Annotated in this window: 16 protein-coding genes; 10 read left to right on the forward strand and 6 right to left on the reverse strand. The window is 53.7% G+C overall.

All coding sequences use genetic code 11. The features are described from left to right. The first annotated feature begins 122 nt into the window (after positions 1 to 122). Positions 123 to 569 (forward strand): Rrf2 family transcriptional regulator, encoded by a 447-nt coding sequence (locus NF683_RS18275; protein ID WP_089038516.1) that lies wholly within the window; start codon positions 123 to 125, stop codon positions 567 to 569. Between the two features lie 6 nt (positions 570 to 575). Here NF683_RS18275 and NF683_RS18280 read toward each other — a convergent pair whose 3' ends face one another. Further along, the gene (locus NF683_RS18280; RefSeq protein WP_089038517.1) at positions 576 to 1,787 is read right to left on the reverse strand and encodes an NnrS family protein; all 1,212 of its coding nucleotides are present in this window, start codon (positions 1,785 to 1,787) and stop codon (positions 576 to 578) included. A 158-nt stretch (positions 1,788 to 1,945) separates the two neighbouring features. Here NF683_RS18280 and hmpA point away from each other — a divergent pair, with 158 nt between their 5' ends. Next, complete coding sequence (gene hmpA, locus NF683_RS18285) at positions 1,946 to 3,118, forward strand: NO-inducible flavohemoprotein (protein ID WP_253920652.1); 1,173 nt, start codon at positions 1,946 to 1,948, stop codon at positions 3,116 to 3,118. A gap of 116 nt (positions 3,119 to 3,234) precedes the next feature. Beyond that, a complete protein-coding gene (locus tag NF683_RS18290; protein WP_089038519.1) occupies positions 3,235 to 3,585 on the forward strand; it encodes a DUF488 domain-containing protein in 351 nt (116 codons plus the stop codon). On the opposite strand, the gene NF683_RS18295 is transcribed toward NF683_RS18290, so the two are convergent. From NF683_RS18295 to NF683_RS18305, 3 genes are all read right to left on the reverse strand, one after another. After that, positions 3,586 to 3,972: a SirB2 family protein gene (locus NF683_RS18295; protein WP_253920653.1), complete on the reverse strand. Its 387-nt coding sequence runs from the start codon at positions 3,970 to 3,972 to the stop codon at positions 3,586 to 3,588. It lies immediately after the preceding gene. A gap of 11 nt (positions 3,973 to 3,983) precedes the next feature. Further along, positions 3,984 to 4,406 (reverse strand): ribonucleotide reductase subunit alpha, encoded by a 423-nt coding sequence (locus tag NF683_RS18300; protein WP_253920654.1) that lies wholly within the window; start codon positions 4,404 to 4,406, stop codon positions 3,984 to 3,986. 70 nt (positions 4,407 to 4,476) lie between these two features. After that, entirely contained in the window at positions 4,477 to 5,046 is a 570-nt protein-coding gene (locus tag NF683_RS18305; protein ID WP_253920655.1) for a hypothetical protein, read from the reverse strand. A 177-nt stretch (positions 5,047 to 5,223) separates the two neighbouring features. Here NF683_RS18305 and NF683_RS18310 point away from each other — a divergent pair, with 177 nt between their 5' ends. The 6 genes from NF683_RS18310 to NF683_RS18335 all read left to right on the forward strand — a co-directional run bounded on the left by NF683_RS18310 (position 5,224) and on the right by NF683_RS18335 (position 12,498). After that, entirely contained in the window at positions 5,224 to 7,122 is a 1,899-nt protein-coding gene (locus tag NF683_RS18310; protein WP_253920656.1) for a type IV pili methyl-accepting chemotaxis transducer N-terminal domain-containing protein, read from the forward strand. Next, entirely contained in the window at positions 7,122 to 7,790 is a 669-nt protein-coding gene (narL, locus tag NF683_RS18315; RefSeq protein ID WP_253920657.1) for a two-component system response regulator NarL, read from the forward strand. The genes NF683_RS18310 and narL overlap by 1 nt, the downstream gene beginning before the upstream one ends. Before the next feature lie 238 nt (positions 7,791 to 8,028). Continuing rightward, complete coding sequence (locus NF683_RS18320; protein WP_253920658.1) at positions 8,029 to 9,621, forward strand: MFS transporter; 1,593 nt, start codon at positions 8,029 to 8,031, stop codon at positions 9,619 to 9,621. Between the two features lie 92 nt (positions 9,622 to 9,713). Beyond that, positions 9,714 to 10,172: a universal stress protein gene (locus NF683_RS18325; protein ID WP_231657030.1), complete on the forward strand. Its 459-nt coding sequence runs from the start codon at positions 9,714 to 9,716 to the stop codon at positions 10,170 to 10,172. A gap of 57 nt (positions 10,173 to 10,229) precedes the next feature. Then, entirely contained in the window at positions 10,230 to 11,723 is a 1,494-nt protein-coding gene (locus tag NF683_RS18330) for an MFS transporter (RefSeq protein ID WP_275050923.1), read from the forward strand. A gap of 208 nt (positions 11,724 to 11,931) precedes the next feature. Continuing rightward, positions 11,932 to 12,498: a YIP1 family protein gene (locus NF683_RS18335; RefSeq protein WP_232471486.1), complete on the forward strand. Its 567-nt coding sequence runs from the start codon at positions 11,932 to 11,934 to the stop codon at positions 12,496 to 12,498. A gap of 83 nt (positions 12,499 to 12,581) precedes the next feature. Here the strand turns inward: NF683_RS18335 and NF683_RS18340 are convergent, their stop codons facing one another. Continuing rightward, positions 12,582 to 13,013: a DUF488 domain-containing protein gene (locus tag NF683_RS18340; protein ID WP_089038527.1), complete on the reverse strand. Its 432-nt coding sequence runs from the start codon at positions 13,011 to 13,013 to the stop codon at positions 12,582 to 12,584. Positions 13,014 to 13,491: 478 nt separating this feature from the next. Continuing rightward, a complete protein-coding gene (locus NF683_RS18345) occupies positions 13,492 to 14,346 on the reverse strand; it encodes an iron-siderophore ABC transporter substrate-binding protein (RefSeq protein WP_089038528.1) in 855 nt (284 codons plus the stop codon). Positions 14,347 to 14,600: 254 nt separating this feature from the next. Here NF683_RS18345 and NF683_RS18350 point away from each other — a divergent pair, with 254 nt between their 5' ends. Next, positions 14,601 to 16,775, forward strand: coding sequence for a TonB-dependent receptor (locus NF683_RS18350; protein WP_089038529.1), 2,175 nt, complete (start codon positions 14,601 to 14,603; stop codon positions 16,773 to 16,775). Positions 16,776 to 17,177 lie beyond the last annotated feature (402 nt).

The raw sequence follows: 17,177 nt of genomic DNA on the forward strand, positions 1-17,177 counted from the left end.
TGCTTGCTGTAGCGAAGCGGAATATGCTCGCAGGCCTTCAACTACGTTTACATTGCAACTCACTTAACATTCATACAACATGCTTTTTATAGCTGGATTACTCTCGGAGCAAAGCACACTCCATGCACCTCACCCGATTCACTGATTATTCGATACGCGTATTAATCTTTCTTGCTACCAAGGGAGAGGAGCGCTCTACCATTCACGAGATTGCCGAGACCTTTAATATCTCACGCAATCATTTGATGAAAATCGTTCAAGAGCTAAGTCAAAAGAACTACGTTACCGCTATTCGTGGCAAGAATGGCGGCTTACTGCTAACACGGGACCCCGCAACCATTGGGTTAGGCGAGCTAGTACGCGAGATGGAGCATGACATGGCGTTAGTGGAGTGCTTTCATAGCGATAATGCATGCATCATTACGCCGGCATGTCGCCTTCAACCGATTCTTAATGATGCACTTTCAGCATTTCTAAGTGTACTCGACCACTACACATTGGCCGACCTGCTGGGCAGCCAACAATCTCAACTGGCGCAACTTATGCGCATTCCTACCGTCAGCGCATAGCACTCCCTAGCCATCCTGCCCATCGACTCGCGCCTGCATCAGCGGCCAAGTGTAGTGCGCGAGAAATATTGCGTAGGCTAAGCACCAGAAGATGATGCTCAGCGTATAGGTCCAGTGGGTAATCTGGGGAAATAACGCCAAAACGGGTGAGCGCACTAAGGCGGCTATTAGCATTAAGCCCAGCGCCACACCAATACCAGGCAATGTGCGTATGGGACGCCCCGTATGGCCTAGCGAAACCCTGGCCATCATGGCAAGCATCATGGTGCCCATGCCGCCAATGGTCAGGGCGTGCACGGCAAGTTCAACGCGCATCAGCCCCATGAGTGCCAAGACCCACATAATAAGCCCTAGTGGAATGCAGGCGTAGCTGCCGTGCAGCCCCCAAAGTAAAGGTTCACGCCAGCTATGCAGCCCACCCCAACGCGCCATGCGAACAGTGTTGGCCAACGCCGCTAAGAGCATCACTCCCCCCATTAAAACAGCAGGAATGGCAACTCCCAACATGGTGACCAGCTGCAGCACGACGACGCCAGCCGTACTCACCAGCGTCACTCCTTCGAGTAAAGCAATAGGTTCAGGTTTGGTGCGTCCTAAACGATTGGCGGTAAACATGGCAATTACGCGCCCACCCACTACGGTCATCATCAGTGTGATTAACAGTACGGCTAAGTAGGCGGCTTGGCGGATCAGCTCGGCATCACCCTGCATGACTCCTAAGTGCATCGCCAGATTAGCCGTGGCAAACAGCAACAGCACAGGTACAAAGATCAAGTTGCGCCAACGCTTTGCGGTGATAACTAGACGCGCCATAACCATAGCGACAATTGGCAGAAACGCTAGGTCAACCGCCAGCAGCAGCCACTCCGGCAGCCCCATGGGGAAAGCCATCAGCCCCCTACCCAATAGCCATAGCACCACCAGACCCAGCAGCGGCCCGCCGTTTAAACTCGGCAACCCTGTCCAGTTACGCACAGCGGTTAGTAAAAATCCCGCTACCACCGCCGCGGCAAAGCCAAACAACATTTCATGCTGATGCCAGAACACCAAACCGCCATAAGGTCGCAGCAAAATAGTGCCGTGCCAGAAGGCCAACCACACCAAAAGGGACGCCACACTAAACAGCGCGGCCAGCAGAAAGAAAGGCCTAAAAGCCAAGCGCATTAAGGGTAAATGCTCAAGCTTAGAAGCAGGCTGGGATGAGGTGGTCGTTGGCATGGCGTAATCCCGACTAATTTACTTGGAAATATGAGTGTGCGCCTAGCCACCAACAAAGACCATGACATGTATCAAAAATACATCTTATGGCTAGCATTTAAAGGTCTGCGGATTTAAGATGCATTTCCAATACATCTTAAAGTATCGAGGTAGTAACAGTGCTAACACATGAGCAGGAAAAGCTGATTAACGCGACAGCCCCCATCGTGGCCGAACACCTGAATGCGATTACCCAACGCTTCTATCCACTGATGTTCACCCGCTATCCAGAGGTTAAGCCCCTCTTTAATGAGGTACACCAGCAAAGCGGTGGTCAGCCCCGCGCACTGGCCAACGCCGTGTTGGCCTATGTTCAACTACGTGGCAATCCAGCTCAGGCGCGCGCAACTCTGGATGTTGTGGTCAGCAAACACGTCTCTCTAGGCATTCTTCCCGAACAGTACCCTATTGTCGGTGAATGCCTACTGGCGGCGATTGGCGAAGTGCTGGGTGAAGCTGTCACCCCGGAAATTGCCGATGCGTGGGGCGCTCTATATAACGAACTTGCCGCCCTGTTGATCGACCTGGAAGATCAGCGCTATCGAGAGTTTGAACAGCGCCCTGGCGGATGGCGTGGCACACGCTATTTCAAGATTGCCAGTACCCAGCAGGAAAGCGCTTTAATTCGCTCTTTTATCCTTGAACCCGAGGATGGTGGTCGTGTGGCTGACCATGAGCCAGGCCAGTATATCGGCGTACGTTTGACCATTAACGGCGAACTGGTCTATCGGCATTACAGCCTTTCGGACACACCGAATGGCCGGAGCTACCGGATCTCGATCAAACGCGAAGAACAGGGCCAGGTCAGCCGCCACTTCCACGATGCCTTACAACCAGGCGATACCTTAGAACTGTTACCGCCAGCAGGCGACCTCACGCTGATTGAAGGTGACGAGCCTCTGTTGCTTGCCAGCGGCGGCGTTGGTCAAACGCCCCTGCTCCCCATGGCAAGACATGCCTTGTCCCTTGGGCGGCAAGTCATCTATCTACACGCTGCCCTGGATGCCGAACATCAGGCCTTTAAAGGTGAATTAGACGCACTGAAGAGCGAGTATCCTCAACGCCTTAAGGCTGTCCGCATTCATGAGCGCGGCAATGAAGCCGAACATATTGGTCGTATCGACCGTAGCTTATTAGCTCACTACCTGCCTGATCTTAAGGCACGCTGCTATTTCGTCGGCCCTCAAGGATTTATGACAGCGATTAACAGCGCTTTGTCCGAACTGGGGGTTGACGAAGATCGCCGACACTTTGAGCACTTTGGCCCCTCACGCCCACTCGACGCAGCTTAATAATGGCCGGTAAGGGCCACCTAGTTCTTGGCTACCTATTAAAGGCAAGGGGTCCTATGAACCCCTGCTCAACTTTACTAGGCTTAAACAGAGGCCAAAGTAATACGGAGGTGGCTATGGAAATCGAATTAAAGCGTGCCTACGACTCACCACACAACAAGGATGGTTATCGTGTTCTCGTCGATGGTATCTGGCCACGTGGGGTGTCCAAGGAGGATGCTAAAATTAATGAGTGGCGTAAGGAAATTGCACCGAGCAGCGAGCTTCGCAAAGCGTTTCATAATGGTTCACTCGATTGGAATGACTTCCGTCGACGCTATCTCAAAGAATTAACGTCCTGTCGCGAGACGCTTCGTGACCTTGCACAACGTGCCAGGAAAGAGCGAGTCACTCTTGTGTTCGCCTCCAAGGAGGAGCGCCACAACAATGCCGAAGTACTTCGCCAATACTTAAGAATGCTGAAATAATCAGCCCAACCAGGAAAGCGGGCTGTGGTGAATAGCGGCCCCCACCATATAGGCAAAGATAGCCACTGCCGCTACCGCGGCTAGGGCTCGCACCGCTGGCGTGGCTCCACGTTTAATTGCAATGGTACCAATACCGATATAGGCCAGCAGTGCTAATAGCTTGGCGCCAAGCCAGGGAAGCTGCCAGGGCCATACGGAAAGCGATACCATCAAAGTCACCCCCAGTCCCAACAGAACCGTATCAATAAGATGAGGCAATACCTTGACCCAACGGGCGTTGAGTCGCGGACTTTCCTGCACCGACCACCAAGCGCGCACTACGAAGAGCGTGATGCTCAGCGCAGCGGCCGTCATGTGCAGGTGTTTGATAAGGAAGTAGTGCTCCATGGTAACCTTCCCTAGCCGACGTTAACCGCATTGCCGTGATGATCGAAGGCAAGATAGGCGGTGATATTACCCATTTGCAGCGACTCCATCATACGCTGAAGCTGGCGTTCAACCTCGGCATCATCTTTTGGGTCGTCCATAGCAGCAGTGAAGACTAGATCCCATTCGATCTCGGTACGGCGTGACTCCTCGACCAATGCCGCCATACTGGTCAGTTCCTCCGTCGATTTATCTACGCAGACTACCGGCACCAACACCCCCCCTTCCCCCTGTTCGAAGCGACGACGCTGTTCAGCATCAGGGAAATCGGGCAGCTCTGCGCGCACGAACACAAACAGCAGGCGCTGGGGCTTAGGCTGTTTACGTGCTTCCTGCAGTAAATCGGCAAACGTCGCTATGGTCATAAAATCGGTGGTCATAAAATCGGTGGTCATAAAATAAGCCTTATCGCTAGTAGTTAAGAATCAGTCGGCAAGAATGAACAAGTCAGACTAATAGGCGGCATCACTCGGGTGACGCTACGAAAAGCCACAGCAGCAGCATTACCATAAACAGAGGGATCAGCAGGCTAAGTGGCGCCGCCCGCCAACCATAGGCTTGGACGACCAGAGGTGCTATTCGCAGGGAAAGCCCGACGCCTGCCGCTAACACCAGAAAAAGGACGACACAAAGACACACCCAGCGGCCAGGCATCCAGCCTTGGGCGTGGGCGATGCCGGTGGCAATCACCGCCCCTCCCAGCCCAAGCCCAGCCCCCACCAACAAAAACTCCCACGGCTGGCTAGCCATTCCAAATCCGCCCAGCGCCAATGCTAGCCCCAATAATAGCCACTGCATCACGCGGCAGGTGTCGCCCCGTTTGGCGATATACCAGGCTGGCCACGCCAATGACACACCACTCATCAACGGTACCAACACATAGACAGGCTGCTTTGCGAGCAGGCCATAAAGTGTCCAGCTAGCCACCGCTAAAGCGCTTGCCAACGGCATTAGCAGCATGGCTACCAGCAACTGATAACCATTTACTGGCTGTATGGATGTCTCCAACGTGGGAGGCGGCACGGGTGATGGCATGGCGTTTCCCAGCGAGGGTATAAAGACATCGGAAGACGTGCCAGAATTGTCGGTAAATACTGGGCGTAGGTCAAAAAGGCATCGGAGGTAGACTGGCTAACCCCAAAGGAATAGCCCTCGTATCGAAATGCAGACAGTGCCACACTCCCTTACCTCTTCCGCGCTATCGGAAATGCCATGAAATTACTTCAGCGCTCCCTGGTTGCTCGCATCATTGCGTCCCTACTTGCCATTAGCGGGATGGCACTCATCAGTATCACCCTGACCATGGCAATGTCTAACAGCAGTCGTGGCGATGCGGCCGCGATTAATGTCGCTGGCTCATTACGCATGAATGCCTATCAGATTATGGGAGCCTTGCAACGCCTGGAGTATGCTCCAGAGGAGACAAGCGCAGAACAGCTCGAAGGACTGATTTCGAGCTTCGATCAACGTTTGCATGGCACAACGCTACAACAAACGATCCCCATTGACGATCGTCATGAGCGCCGCCGCCAACTGGAAAAACTTCAGAACTACTGGCAGCACTCGCTTCGCCCAGCACTTGAGGCTCCGGCCGCTGCCACGGCGCTAGACCTCGCTACGCTAGAGATGATGATCGTTGAGATGGTCAGTGACATTGAAGTGCTAGTGACCTATCTGGAGCAGAGCACCGAAGCTAAGGTGCGGCTACTGGGGATGATGCAACTGCTTTTTCTGGTACTGATCGCTATCGTGGTTTCGATAGCCCTTTACGATGTTCGCCATAATCTGGTAGTGCCGCTGCGCCAGCTGATGGTGCTTGCCCGCGAGGCGGCGCAGCGTAATTTCAAGCCACGTTCAGAGCTACGCGGCAGTGATGAGCTGGCTTTGCTGGGCCACACCTTTAATAAGATGTCTGCCGAGCTGGCCACCAGCTACGCCGCATTAGAAGACAAGGTATCGCGCAAGAAACAGGAACTTGAGCGCAGCAATCAGGCGCTGCGAGTAATGCATGATGCTAGCCGTTCGCTGTATGGCGGCGGTAACGACCTTTGCTCTAGCGCAGCACCTATGCTGCGCGAACTGGAAAAGCTGCTGGATATCGGGCCGATTCGGCTTTCCCTAAACGATCCTTTCGACCAACGGGAAATGCCGGTTTTGGAAACCCACTCACGTACCCGGCCAGAGTATTGCCGTGACCAGGAGTGCCACGCCTGCCTGATTGATCCTCGCCCCTTGGAGGTGCTGTCCAATAACCAGTCCCAATGTTTACTGCTACCGATTAGCGTAGGCGACACGCTGCTTGGCACCCTGGAAGTGTGGTATCACCAGGAGCGGCTCAACGATAGCACCCGTCGGTTGCTCACCATGTTAGCCGACCAGCTGGCCACGGCGGTGTACCTGCAACGGCGTATCGAGGAGCAGCAGCACGTCACGCTGATCAACGAGCGGACCATCATTGCCCGCGAACTTCACGACTCGCTAGCCCAATCGCTCTCTTATCTAAAGATGCAGGTTGCGCGACTCGAACGTATGCAGCAAAAAGACGCCTCTCGAGAGATGCAGTCTGCGGTATTCGACGAGCTGCGTACCGGTTTAAACAGTGCCTATCGTCAACTGCGTGAACTGCTTACTACCTTCCGGCTCAAACTAGAGGGGCCAGGGCTGCAATTTGCCTTACGCCAAACCATCGAAGAGTTTAGCCAGCGCATGGAGATAACGGTCGAGCTTGACTACGATGTGCCGCCTTACCTACTTAATCCCAATGAAGAAATTCACGTGCTGCAGATCATTCGCGAGGCGCTGGCCAATACTCACAAGCACGCCCAAGCCCACTGGGCTGGGGTCACTGTGCGCTTTGCCGATGCTCGACTGCTAGTGCGTATTGAAGATGATGGCATAGGCCTGGAAGACGATAGCTCGCCACCCATGCACTACGGTTTGGTGATCATACGCGACCGAACTACTACCCTGAACGGGGAGCTGAGTATCGCCAATCGCCCCGCAGGAGGGGCCAGCATTGAGATAGTCTTCACCCCGTTGACCGCTCGCTTAATTCAGCAGCAGCCTGTAACGGCTGCCTCAGACTCTCACTTAGGTACAGGGACTTCTTAATGACGCTGACCACCGCCAACGATACACCCGCCAGCCTGATGATTATTGATGACCACCCACTACTGCGGCGTGGCGTGATACAGCTGCTTGAACTAGAGGACGATCTTGAACTGGTTGGCGAGACGGGCGACCCTGAAGAGGGCGTTGCACTGGCTCTCAAACTGGAGCCTGACTTGGTTTTACTGGATTTAAACATGCCGGGCGTTAATGGCTTAGAAGCCTTGCGCCGCCTACGGGAAGCCAACTATAGCGGCCGTGTGGTGATGTTCACTGTTTCCGACCATGAGGATGATGTGGTCGCGGCACTGCGCAACGGTGCCGACGGTTACCTGCTTAAGGATATGGAGCCTGAAGACATGGTTCGCCAGCTGCGTCAGGCTGCTTTGGGCCGCATGGTCATCAGCGAAAGCCTGACCGCCCTACTCGCTGAAGCGCTGCGTAATCAGCGCAATGCGCCCACCACTCCCGATATTCATAGCCTAACCCAGCGTGAACGCGAAATTCTGCAACAGCTGGCTGGCGGGCTCTCCAACAAACTCATCGCGCGCAAGCTGGATATTACCGAAGGCACGGTCAAGGTTCACGTCAAGCACCTACTCAAAAAGCTCAACCTACGCTCACGTGTCGAAGCCGCCGTCTGGGCAGTCCAGGAAGGTATCGATCACTAGTCGGTTCTGTGTGGTTACCTCCAAAGACTCCCAGAGTACTTTTGCTCTGACCCGCCTTTACCCCCTGTCGATTTTTTCTCTTTAAAATCAATCAACCCAGGCTTTTCAGCGACTACCTCTCAATAGGTATGTCGCTGTTTTTCATGTTATTTTCACCTATTTCCCAATTTCTTCCCCCAGCGTATCTTGCTTGCTAACTGCTAGATGCAGATAGGTTTGATGCCAAGGGGAAATCGCCATGAGCAAGAGAAATGCCGACATTGAAAAGTGGAATGTCGAAGACGCCCAATTCTGGGAACAGGAAGGCAAGCACATCGCCAACCGCAACCTATGGATATCCATTCCCAGCCTGCTGATGGGATTCGCTGTCTGGATGATGTGGGGAATGATTACCACCCAGATGCAGAACCTGGGTTTTTCGTTCACGGTTAACCAGCTATTTTCACTGACGGCGCTTGCCGGTCTAGCAGGTGCCACACTGCGCATCCCAGCATCGTTCATGATCCGCATCGCTGGCGGGCGTAACACTATCTTCCTGACCACCGCGCTATTGATGATCCCCGCTGCCGGCACTGGTATCGCCTTGATGAACCCAGGCACGCCGTTTTGGGTATTCCAGGCGTTGGCGCTACTTTCCGGTATCGGTGGCGGTAACTTCGCTTGTTCAATGAGCAACATTTCCACTTTTTATCCCAGCAAACAGCAAGGTTACGCCCTGGGCATGAATGCAGGCCTGGGTAATTTCGGCGTCACTACCATGCAGATTGTCATCCCACTGGTAATGACCGTCGGCATTTTTGGCGCTATGGCCGGTTCGCCAATGGAATTGCAAAGCGCTAGCGGTACGTTGATTGGTCGGATCGAAGCAGGGACCGACACCTGGATCCAGAATGCTGGCTTTATTTGGCTCGTATTCCTGATCCCATTAGCGTTCGCCGGTTGGTTCGGCATGAACAATCTCCGCACTATTACGCCCAACCCTGGTTCGCCGCTGGCGGCTTTCAGCAAAATATTAGGCCTCTACGGCGTCGGCATGGTGACCGCGATCATCGGTATGCTGGCTCTTGGCTGGCTTAATATGTGGATTGCCTTGCCGCTAACCATTGTTCTAACCCTGGTGTTGTTGCGCCTGATTCCTGGCGACATTAAGCCTAATATCCAGAAGCAATTCGCGATATTTTCCAATAAGCACACCTGGTCAATGACCATTCTCTATATCCTGACCTTCGGCTCCTTTATTGGCTTCTCTGCAGCCCTGCCGCTCTCTATCAACGTCATCTTCGGCAACATGATGGAAGCCACTGCCGATGGCACGCTGATTCGCGTGGCCAACCCAGAGGCGCCCAGCGCTTTAACCTGGGCCTGGATAGGCCCCTTCGTAGGCGCTCTGATTCGTCCGCTGGGCGGATGGATCTCCGACAAAGTGGGCGGCTCCATCGTTACCCAAATAATCTCTGCGGTCATGGTGGTCGCCTCTGTCGCCACTGGCTACGTGATGATGCAGGCCTATAACGCCACCGATCCTAATCAATTCTTCTGGCTATTCCTGCTGCTATTCATCGTGTTATTCGCCGCCAGTGGTATCGGCAACGGCTCTACCTTCCGCAGCATCGGGGTGATTTTCGACCAGCAGCAGAAAGGCCCGGTTCTTGGCTGGACCTCTGCCGTCGCTGCCTATGGCGCCTTCATCGCCCCGCGGGTAATGGGCGAGCAAATCCAGGCCGGCACACCAGAACTTGCCATGTATGGCTTTGCGGTCTTCTACACCATCTGCCTGGTCATCAACTGGTGGTTCTATCTACGCAAGAGTGCCTACGTTAAGAACCCGTGAGCTAGGTTAACAACTCCTAAATATAGCTTGCTTCTTTACGCCCGGAGCCAAGCGCCGGGTCTTTTCCCCCTACCCCACTGCGGGAGGACACCATGAAAATCATGATCGCCTATGACGGTTCGCGAAACGCCAAGCTGGCTCTTGCTCAGGTCGTCAATATGTTCCGCTGTAACCAACCTCTGCTGATACTGGTCGGCGTGGTGGAAAACCCACTCGACGCTACCGATAACAACGAGGTGCTGTTTCAGCAGGAGCACGATGAGGTTAAACAGCACCTTCAGGAGGGTATGGCATTCGCCATCGGCGAGGGCTTCCAAGCCGAGCAGCTTCTCGCCGAGGGTGACGCACGCAAGATGCTGCTTCAGGCCACCCGCAAACTCTCGCCTGACCTACTGGTGATTGCCCGCCATAGCCATCAGCCGGACGGCGGCATCATCGCCAAGTCGTTGACTTATTTTGTTGATGAACTCGACTACATGACGTTTGGCAGCGTCAGCTCGTTCCTGGCCCGGCGAGCCGAGTGCCCCTTGTTGATTCTACCCAGCCCTTGAGCAGCCCCTACCCCTCCTTTGGTAAAAATCTCCCTAGGAACACAGGACGATACGACCATGAAAGTTTCCGCTGTATTCAAGTTTCGCAGCCCCGAAATTCGGGCCTTGCACCTGACCTGGATTGCCTTCTTTATTACCTTTTACGTGTGGTTCAACATGGCGCCGCTCGCGTCGAGCATGCTCAAGAGCGTCGACTGGCTAACCACGGATGATCTCAAGCTGTTCGCCATCTGCAACGTCGCCTTAACGATTCCCGCGCGTATCATCGTTGGTATGGCACTGGATCGATTCGGCCCGCGACGGGTGTTCTCGGTGCTCATGGTCACTATGTCGCTACCGGCGCTGGCGTTTGCTTTCGGTAACAGCATGACGCAGCTACTAGTGGCACGCCTGGTACTGAGCTCGATTGGCGCCAGCTTCGTGGTCGGTATCCACATGACGGCGTTGTGGTTCAAGCCCAAGGACATCGGCTTCGCCGAAGGCTTCTACGCTGGCTGGGGTAACTTCGGCTCCGCCGTCGCGGCCATGTCGCTGCCGACCATCGCCCTGAGCATGTACGGCGGCCCCGATGGCTGGCGCTGGGCCATCGCCCAGAGCGCTATCGTGATGGCCGCTTACGGTATTTACTACTGGTTCGCGATTACCGATGGCCCGGATGCCCAGGCTCACCGGAAACCACGCAAATCCGCTGCCATGGAAGTGAGTTCCTGGGGCGATATGATCAAGCTGATCATCTGGACAATCCCGTTGGTCGGCGTACTCGCCATTCTGGTCTGGCGTATTCAGTATATGGGCTATTTATCGGTTACGGGTGCCGTCATCGCTTATCTAGCCATTATCGCGATCGTCATCTATCAAATTGTCCAGATCTTGAGAGTCAACCTACCGATCCTGCGTAAGGGGGTACCGGAGGACGATAAGTACTCGTTCAACAGTGTGGCGGCGCTTAACAGCACCTATTTTTCCAACTTCGGCGCTGAACTGGCGGTGGTGTCGATGCTGCCCATGTTCTTTGAGGAGACTTGGGGCCTGAATGCCGCTACCGCTGGCCTGATTGCTGCGTCATTCGCGTTCGTCAATCTGGTGGCGCGCCCCATGGGCGGTATGGTTTCCGACCGCATGGGCAACCGTCGTTTTGTAATGCTGTGCTACATGTTTGGCATTAGCGTTGGGTTCTTGCTGATGGCTTTGCTCAATTCGAGTTGGCCACTGGTTCTGGCCATTGCGGTGACCATCGGCACCTCGATTTTCGTGCAAGGGGCCGAGGGAGCAACCTTCGGTATCATTCCCTCCATCAAGCGCCGCATCACTGGGCAGATATCCGGTATGGCCGGCGCTTACGGTAATGTTGGCGCGGTGGTTTACCTAACCATCTTTACGTTTGTCACTCCATCGCAGTTCTTCTACATCATCGCCACCGGCGCCTTTATCAGTTGGGTAATCTGCTTGGTGTGGCTCAAGGAGCCAGAAGGCGCTTTCGATGACGAGTACTACGTCTCTTCTGTTGATAGAGACATCGAAGAACAGGCTTTACAGAGTGCCAAGCACTAAACGTTAGAGTCATCTGTAGCACGGTACTGTTCGCGTCGATTGGATTCGGACAGTGCCTCTATTGTTCAGCAACTAACCGAAATGCCACACAGCACACTTAATTTTTTTAGTCATTTTCCCAACTCTGTTTACCACATACTCAACTATGGCTAACTCGCTAATTTAGAGCACCTAATCATTGAAATTACACTTCCAAGGGAGTCCTGAAGTGCGAGCACTCACTTTTCTCAAATTACCCTTCAACCATCGTGAAGGCTGGAAAGAGTTACAGACTTCCTGCCCCTCCATTCCTTTACTAGCGTGGCGGGTAGTTTTACCTATGTCGCTCTTGCCGCCAATACTGCTCTATTATGCGGGCAACCATTACGGCGATACATTTATGGTGGGCTTTGCTGACCGAGAGTGGCGTTTTATCACCTCCATTATTTTCCTTGCAGAGATAGTGAGTTTTTTTGTTATCGGGTGGGTAATCTACGCTGTAGTCAATGGAACTGAAGAGCTATCTATCAGCTATCAAGATGCCTATTTGCTTGCCGGGCTTGCACCACTGCCTTTATTTGCCTCGTCGTTGGCACTCCTGGTACCCAACTTATTTTTTAATGTCGTGATTATACTCAGCGGGCTGGGTATCTCTTGCAGCTTGATTTACCACGGTTTACAAGCACTCTGCACGCAGCAAGAAGTTGATGTTGCTACTATCTCAGCCACTTACACAATTATGGCTGCCAGTGCTCTGGGATGGGGTATTTTGTTTGCGGTTATCTGGGCTTATTAAGCGATTAACATTAGGTGCACTGGCCTACAGGGGCACTAAACCAGTCATCATCAAGCCCAATGATGACGCGTGAAGCAAACGGTCTAACGTTGAGAAGTGGGTAATGTGTGCGCCAGGCAGGGCGATGAGCAAAATTCACGATCACTCGCGTCTTCCTCTTCGAGCGCTGATAGCACCAGCTCTTTGATTACTGGAAGGTGGGAATCGTCAATTTGACGAGCGGCAGTGAGCAGGGTCACTCGCCCCGCGCGTGCGAATATCATTAAAGGCAGTAGCTTATCAGGGCACGCCTTCAGCTCACTGCTATAACGCTCAAGAAAGCGTGGTTTACTGATTTTTTGCTGACGATACTGACGGCATAGTTGAGATGCAGGAGCTATCTCCGGGTACCATTCATTCAGTGCAAGGAAGCTTGAAGACAGCCCGTTAGGGTATAACCGATCAACCAACACGCGAGTGCCGTCGTGATCCTCTATCGGCGCATATATGCGCTTAAGCGTTATTTCATATGACATCGATTACATACCTCTGCCAGGGTGCTCATGGCTTCAGCGAGTAACTTATATAAATAACAGCATAGCAGCGATGCTCGATTAATTAACTAAGAGAAAATTAGGTAGATAGCTTTTATCGATAGATAGCATTAAGCCATAACGAGTCTTTGAAACTGGAATAGAGCTTGTATGTCCTACTAGATAGCCAGTTCCCTAAGATATCCCTCAAAATGATCACGGAGCTTGTGAGATAGTATAGCGCTCAACCTCAGTCCAATAGGTAGACTGGTATCATCATCACACGGTAGCAGAATCAATTTATGGCACACTAGAACTAGCACGACAGAACTCAAATACGTATAGATACTGAGTGGAACAAACGTAACACCTCCTTCCGATTTCCTCTTGTGGGGTACATGCCCTGCCGTCGGCTAGCACTTTTACTGGCTATTCACCCCCAGGCGCCATCTCAGGAACAGCGCCCGTATAGCGACGTGCGTCAACGTCGTGGCTGAGACGCGAGCGCAGCAACCAACTCCCGAGCAAAGCGTTGCCCGGAAGGCAGCGCTCCAAAACTCCATGCTGGCGGTAAACGCAATAAATTGGCGTTTTTAACGCTGGGCAAATGTTGCCATAAACCACTTTTCGCCAATGCGTCTTCAACACCGGTTGGCACTGGGTCAACAATGACTAGGGTTGCCTCGGGGTAATCGTAGAGTGCTTCGATAGCTGATAGTGAAAATCCCCAGGCGTTGGTGGGCCGGTCCCAGGCATTGGTCAGATTAATTTGTTCAAGCACAGCGTTGTAGAGACTGTTATCACCAAAAACCCTTACATGACGGGCATCCATAAATTGTACCATCAGTAACGGTGGCGCATCGGGGTGCTGTTGGCGAAGCGTGTTCATCAACGTATGCGTTTCGCTGATTAACTGCGCTGCCTGCAGCCGGTGGCCGGTTAGCTCACCTAGCTGACGGGTAAGTGTTTGTATCTCTTGCCAGGTATGAGTACCAGGTGAATAGGGGGAAAACGACGTGACCGGGGCAATTCTCTCCAGACGCTCCGTCAGTCCAGCGAACATCGGCGAAATGAACGTTTGCGTCGGTGGCGATTGCGCCATGAGCTCGAGGTTGGGCTGTGATCGCAGACCAAGATCTTCAACGCCGTCGGGGATCCTTGGCTCCCCTACCCACTCATGGTAGCCATTTTGTTGGGCGGTACCGCTCAGCGGCGCGTCAATGGCCAGTAGCGTTTCGGCAATGGTCCAGTTGATGGTGGCCCACTGTGCGTGGGCATTCGACAAGGGCAACAAGCAAGCGGCTGATAAACAGCAGCGGGCCACGAAAGAGAGCATCGACCGATAACACATAGCAGCGAGAGCGTCAGAAAGAAAATAGGCATCACATTTAGACGCCAATACCCTTTTTTTGCAAGGCGGGTACGGAAAAAATATCACCCGCAGATGCTAATACATCTCATTTTGTTTATCATGTAGGCCTATGCTTGAGGGGTGACCACGGCACGGCAGCCAAGCCCTCCGCTTTCTTACATCAGTTTCATAAAAACGTGGCGGCTCGGCGCTGCTGTAAAAATGATCGGATCGACACTATGTCTCTTGGGAACACTTTCAACACAGCGGCTAAGCGCCGCAAAGCTCAGCTGCTGCGCGCGCTAACACTGATCGCAATGGGTATCACGCCTGCGAGCGCCTGGGCGCAGACGAGCACTGCCAATCAGTCCTTGGATACCGTCACCGTCACGGGCTCCATGCCTACCTACGGAGATACACCACCGCCAGCCTTCGCCGGAGGCCAAATCGCGGCGGGTGGCCGCGTAGGGTTGATCGGTGAAAAGGACGCGATGGACGTGCCTTTCAACGTCATCAGCTATACCAGTGAGCTGATGGAGAACCAGCAATCCCAGACACTGGGCAATACGCTTCAGAACGATGCCTCGATATCGGTAGGACTGGGCTTCGGCATCTATGGCGAAGCGTACAAGGTACGCGGCTTTAACTTGGCCGGTGACGACGTGGCTTACGGCGGTCTATACGGCGTGCTGCCACGACAAATCATCAACAGCGACCTTGCTGAGCGCGTCGAAGTCTTCAAAGGCGCCAGCGCCTTTACGTCGGGCATACCTGTCGGCGGGAGCGGCGGAATCGGTGGCACCATCAACATCGAGCCCAAGCATGCCGGTGATGACCCGATGCTCAATCTATCCAGTGGTTACCGCTCCGATGGCTATGGCGAAGTGGGCGTCGATGCTAGCCAGCGGTATGGTGATCAGCAGCAATGGGGGGCACGGATAAGTGCCGTGCGCGGCCGTGGTGACACCGCCATTGATGGCGAAGCTCAGCGCGATACCTCCGTCGTCGTTGGGCTCGACTACCGTGGCGATCAAGGCCGAATACTGTTCGATGTCGGCCATCAAAAACTCACCCTTGATAGTGGCCGCTCAAGCGTTAATACCGGCGCGGCAACTCAGATACCCGCTGCGCCGGATTCATCGTTGAACTACACCCCCTCTTTCGGTGGGACTGAGCTAGAAACTAACTTCGGCATGGTCAGGGGCGAATATGACCTCACCAACACCTGGACCGCTTTCGCGGCCTTGGGGGGTAACCGCACGCTCGAAGGCATTGTGTCGGCGACTCCGCGCCTTACCAATGACGCGGGTAACGCCAGGGTCAATGACTTCGAAACCGATAACCACATTGACAACATTGCCAGCCAGGTGGGGCTCCGTGGCTACGTGCTGACCGGCCCGGTCAGCCATGACATCACCTTCGGCTACTCTAGCGCCTATCGCAAGTTCGACACCGACTGGAACTTCCTCGCGGCTGGCACGACCAACATCTACGATCCTGTCGATTTATCTCGCCCAGATGGCACGCCTTTCGTGGGCGGTAGTGTGACGCGCACGCGCTCCCAAGGGGGCACGCTGAGCGATACGCTTGGATTCATTGATGACCGGCTTTTACTGACACTGGGCGCACGTTATCAGGAACTTGAGATCGACGAACGCCCTAACGACGGTAGCAGCAATCGCTATGCCGATCGTCGGGTGACACCCGCCGTCGGCGCGGTGTTCAAGACCACTGACAATATCTCTCTTTACGCCAACTACGTCGAAGCATTGCAGAATGGCGGCACGGTCACCGATACCACAGCGGTGAACTTTGGTCAGCACTTGGGTATTGCCCATGCCGAGCAACACGAGGTAGGCGCTAAGTTCGACTACGGCCACCTAGGCGGTGGCATTAGCCTGTTCCAGATCGAGCTGCCCTCTGCAGCGGTCGTCGATGGCGTAGGCAGCCTGGATAACGAGCAGCGTAATCGCGGCTTGGAACTAAGCCTATACGGTGAGCCGATGACAGGAGTGCGCCTGTTCAGCAGTGCGACCTGGATAGATGCCGAACTTACCAAAACACAGGATGGCAATGAAGGTAATGTCGCCACGGGCGTTCCAGAGTATCGCTTTGTGTTCGGTGGCGAGTGGGATACCCCCTTCATTGAGCGTCTCACTGCCACTGGGCGTATCCTGCACACGGGCTCGCAGTACGCTGATGTGGCCAACGACTTGAAACTGGATTCCTGGACACGCCTCGATCTTGGCCTGCGCTACACCACACCGGTCGGTGGCGCTGACTGGATCTGGCGCGCAGGTATCGACAACATTACCGACGAAAATTACTGGTCAGGTGCTTCGACGTCCTTTGCGAATTATTTGATTCAAGGCGAACCGCGCACCTTCAAGCTTTCGGCGACCGTCGAGTTTTAAAAAAAGCATCCTCATTACCGTTACCATGAGGGTGCTTCCTATCAAGCGCCCTCACTGTTTGCGGCGGGGCAATAAAAGACTTAACTTGAGGGGAGTATTCAAGGTGGTAGCAGGCATCTAACTCTAGGGAAGACTCTACAGTATGAGCAGAGGCAGTTTTGAAGCTAGCAAATTTGTAGAGGTTCTTGACACGGGAGTGACGGAGTTTGCGCCTGTACATGACAACACCTCATTGAGTAGGTTTACTACAAAATCAGGTTATGTCACGAGAGACCGCAAATCATGTCATTTTGATCGGAATTTATGCCAAAACAGGCCGGAAACGGCACTAGAAATTGTCGTTTCCACTTCAATTTGACATAACCAAAACTAAAAAACAGTCACTTACACCAAGAATTCCAC

Origin of the sequence: Halomonas sp. MS1 (assembly GCF_024182575.1) — a bacterium.
In the GTDB taxonomy this organism is placed as follows: domain Bacteria; phylum Pseudomonadota; class Gammaproteobacteria; order Pseudomonadales; family Halomonadaceae; genus Vreelandella.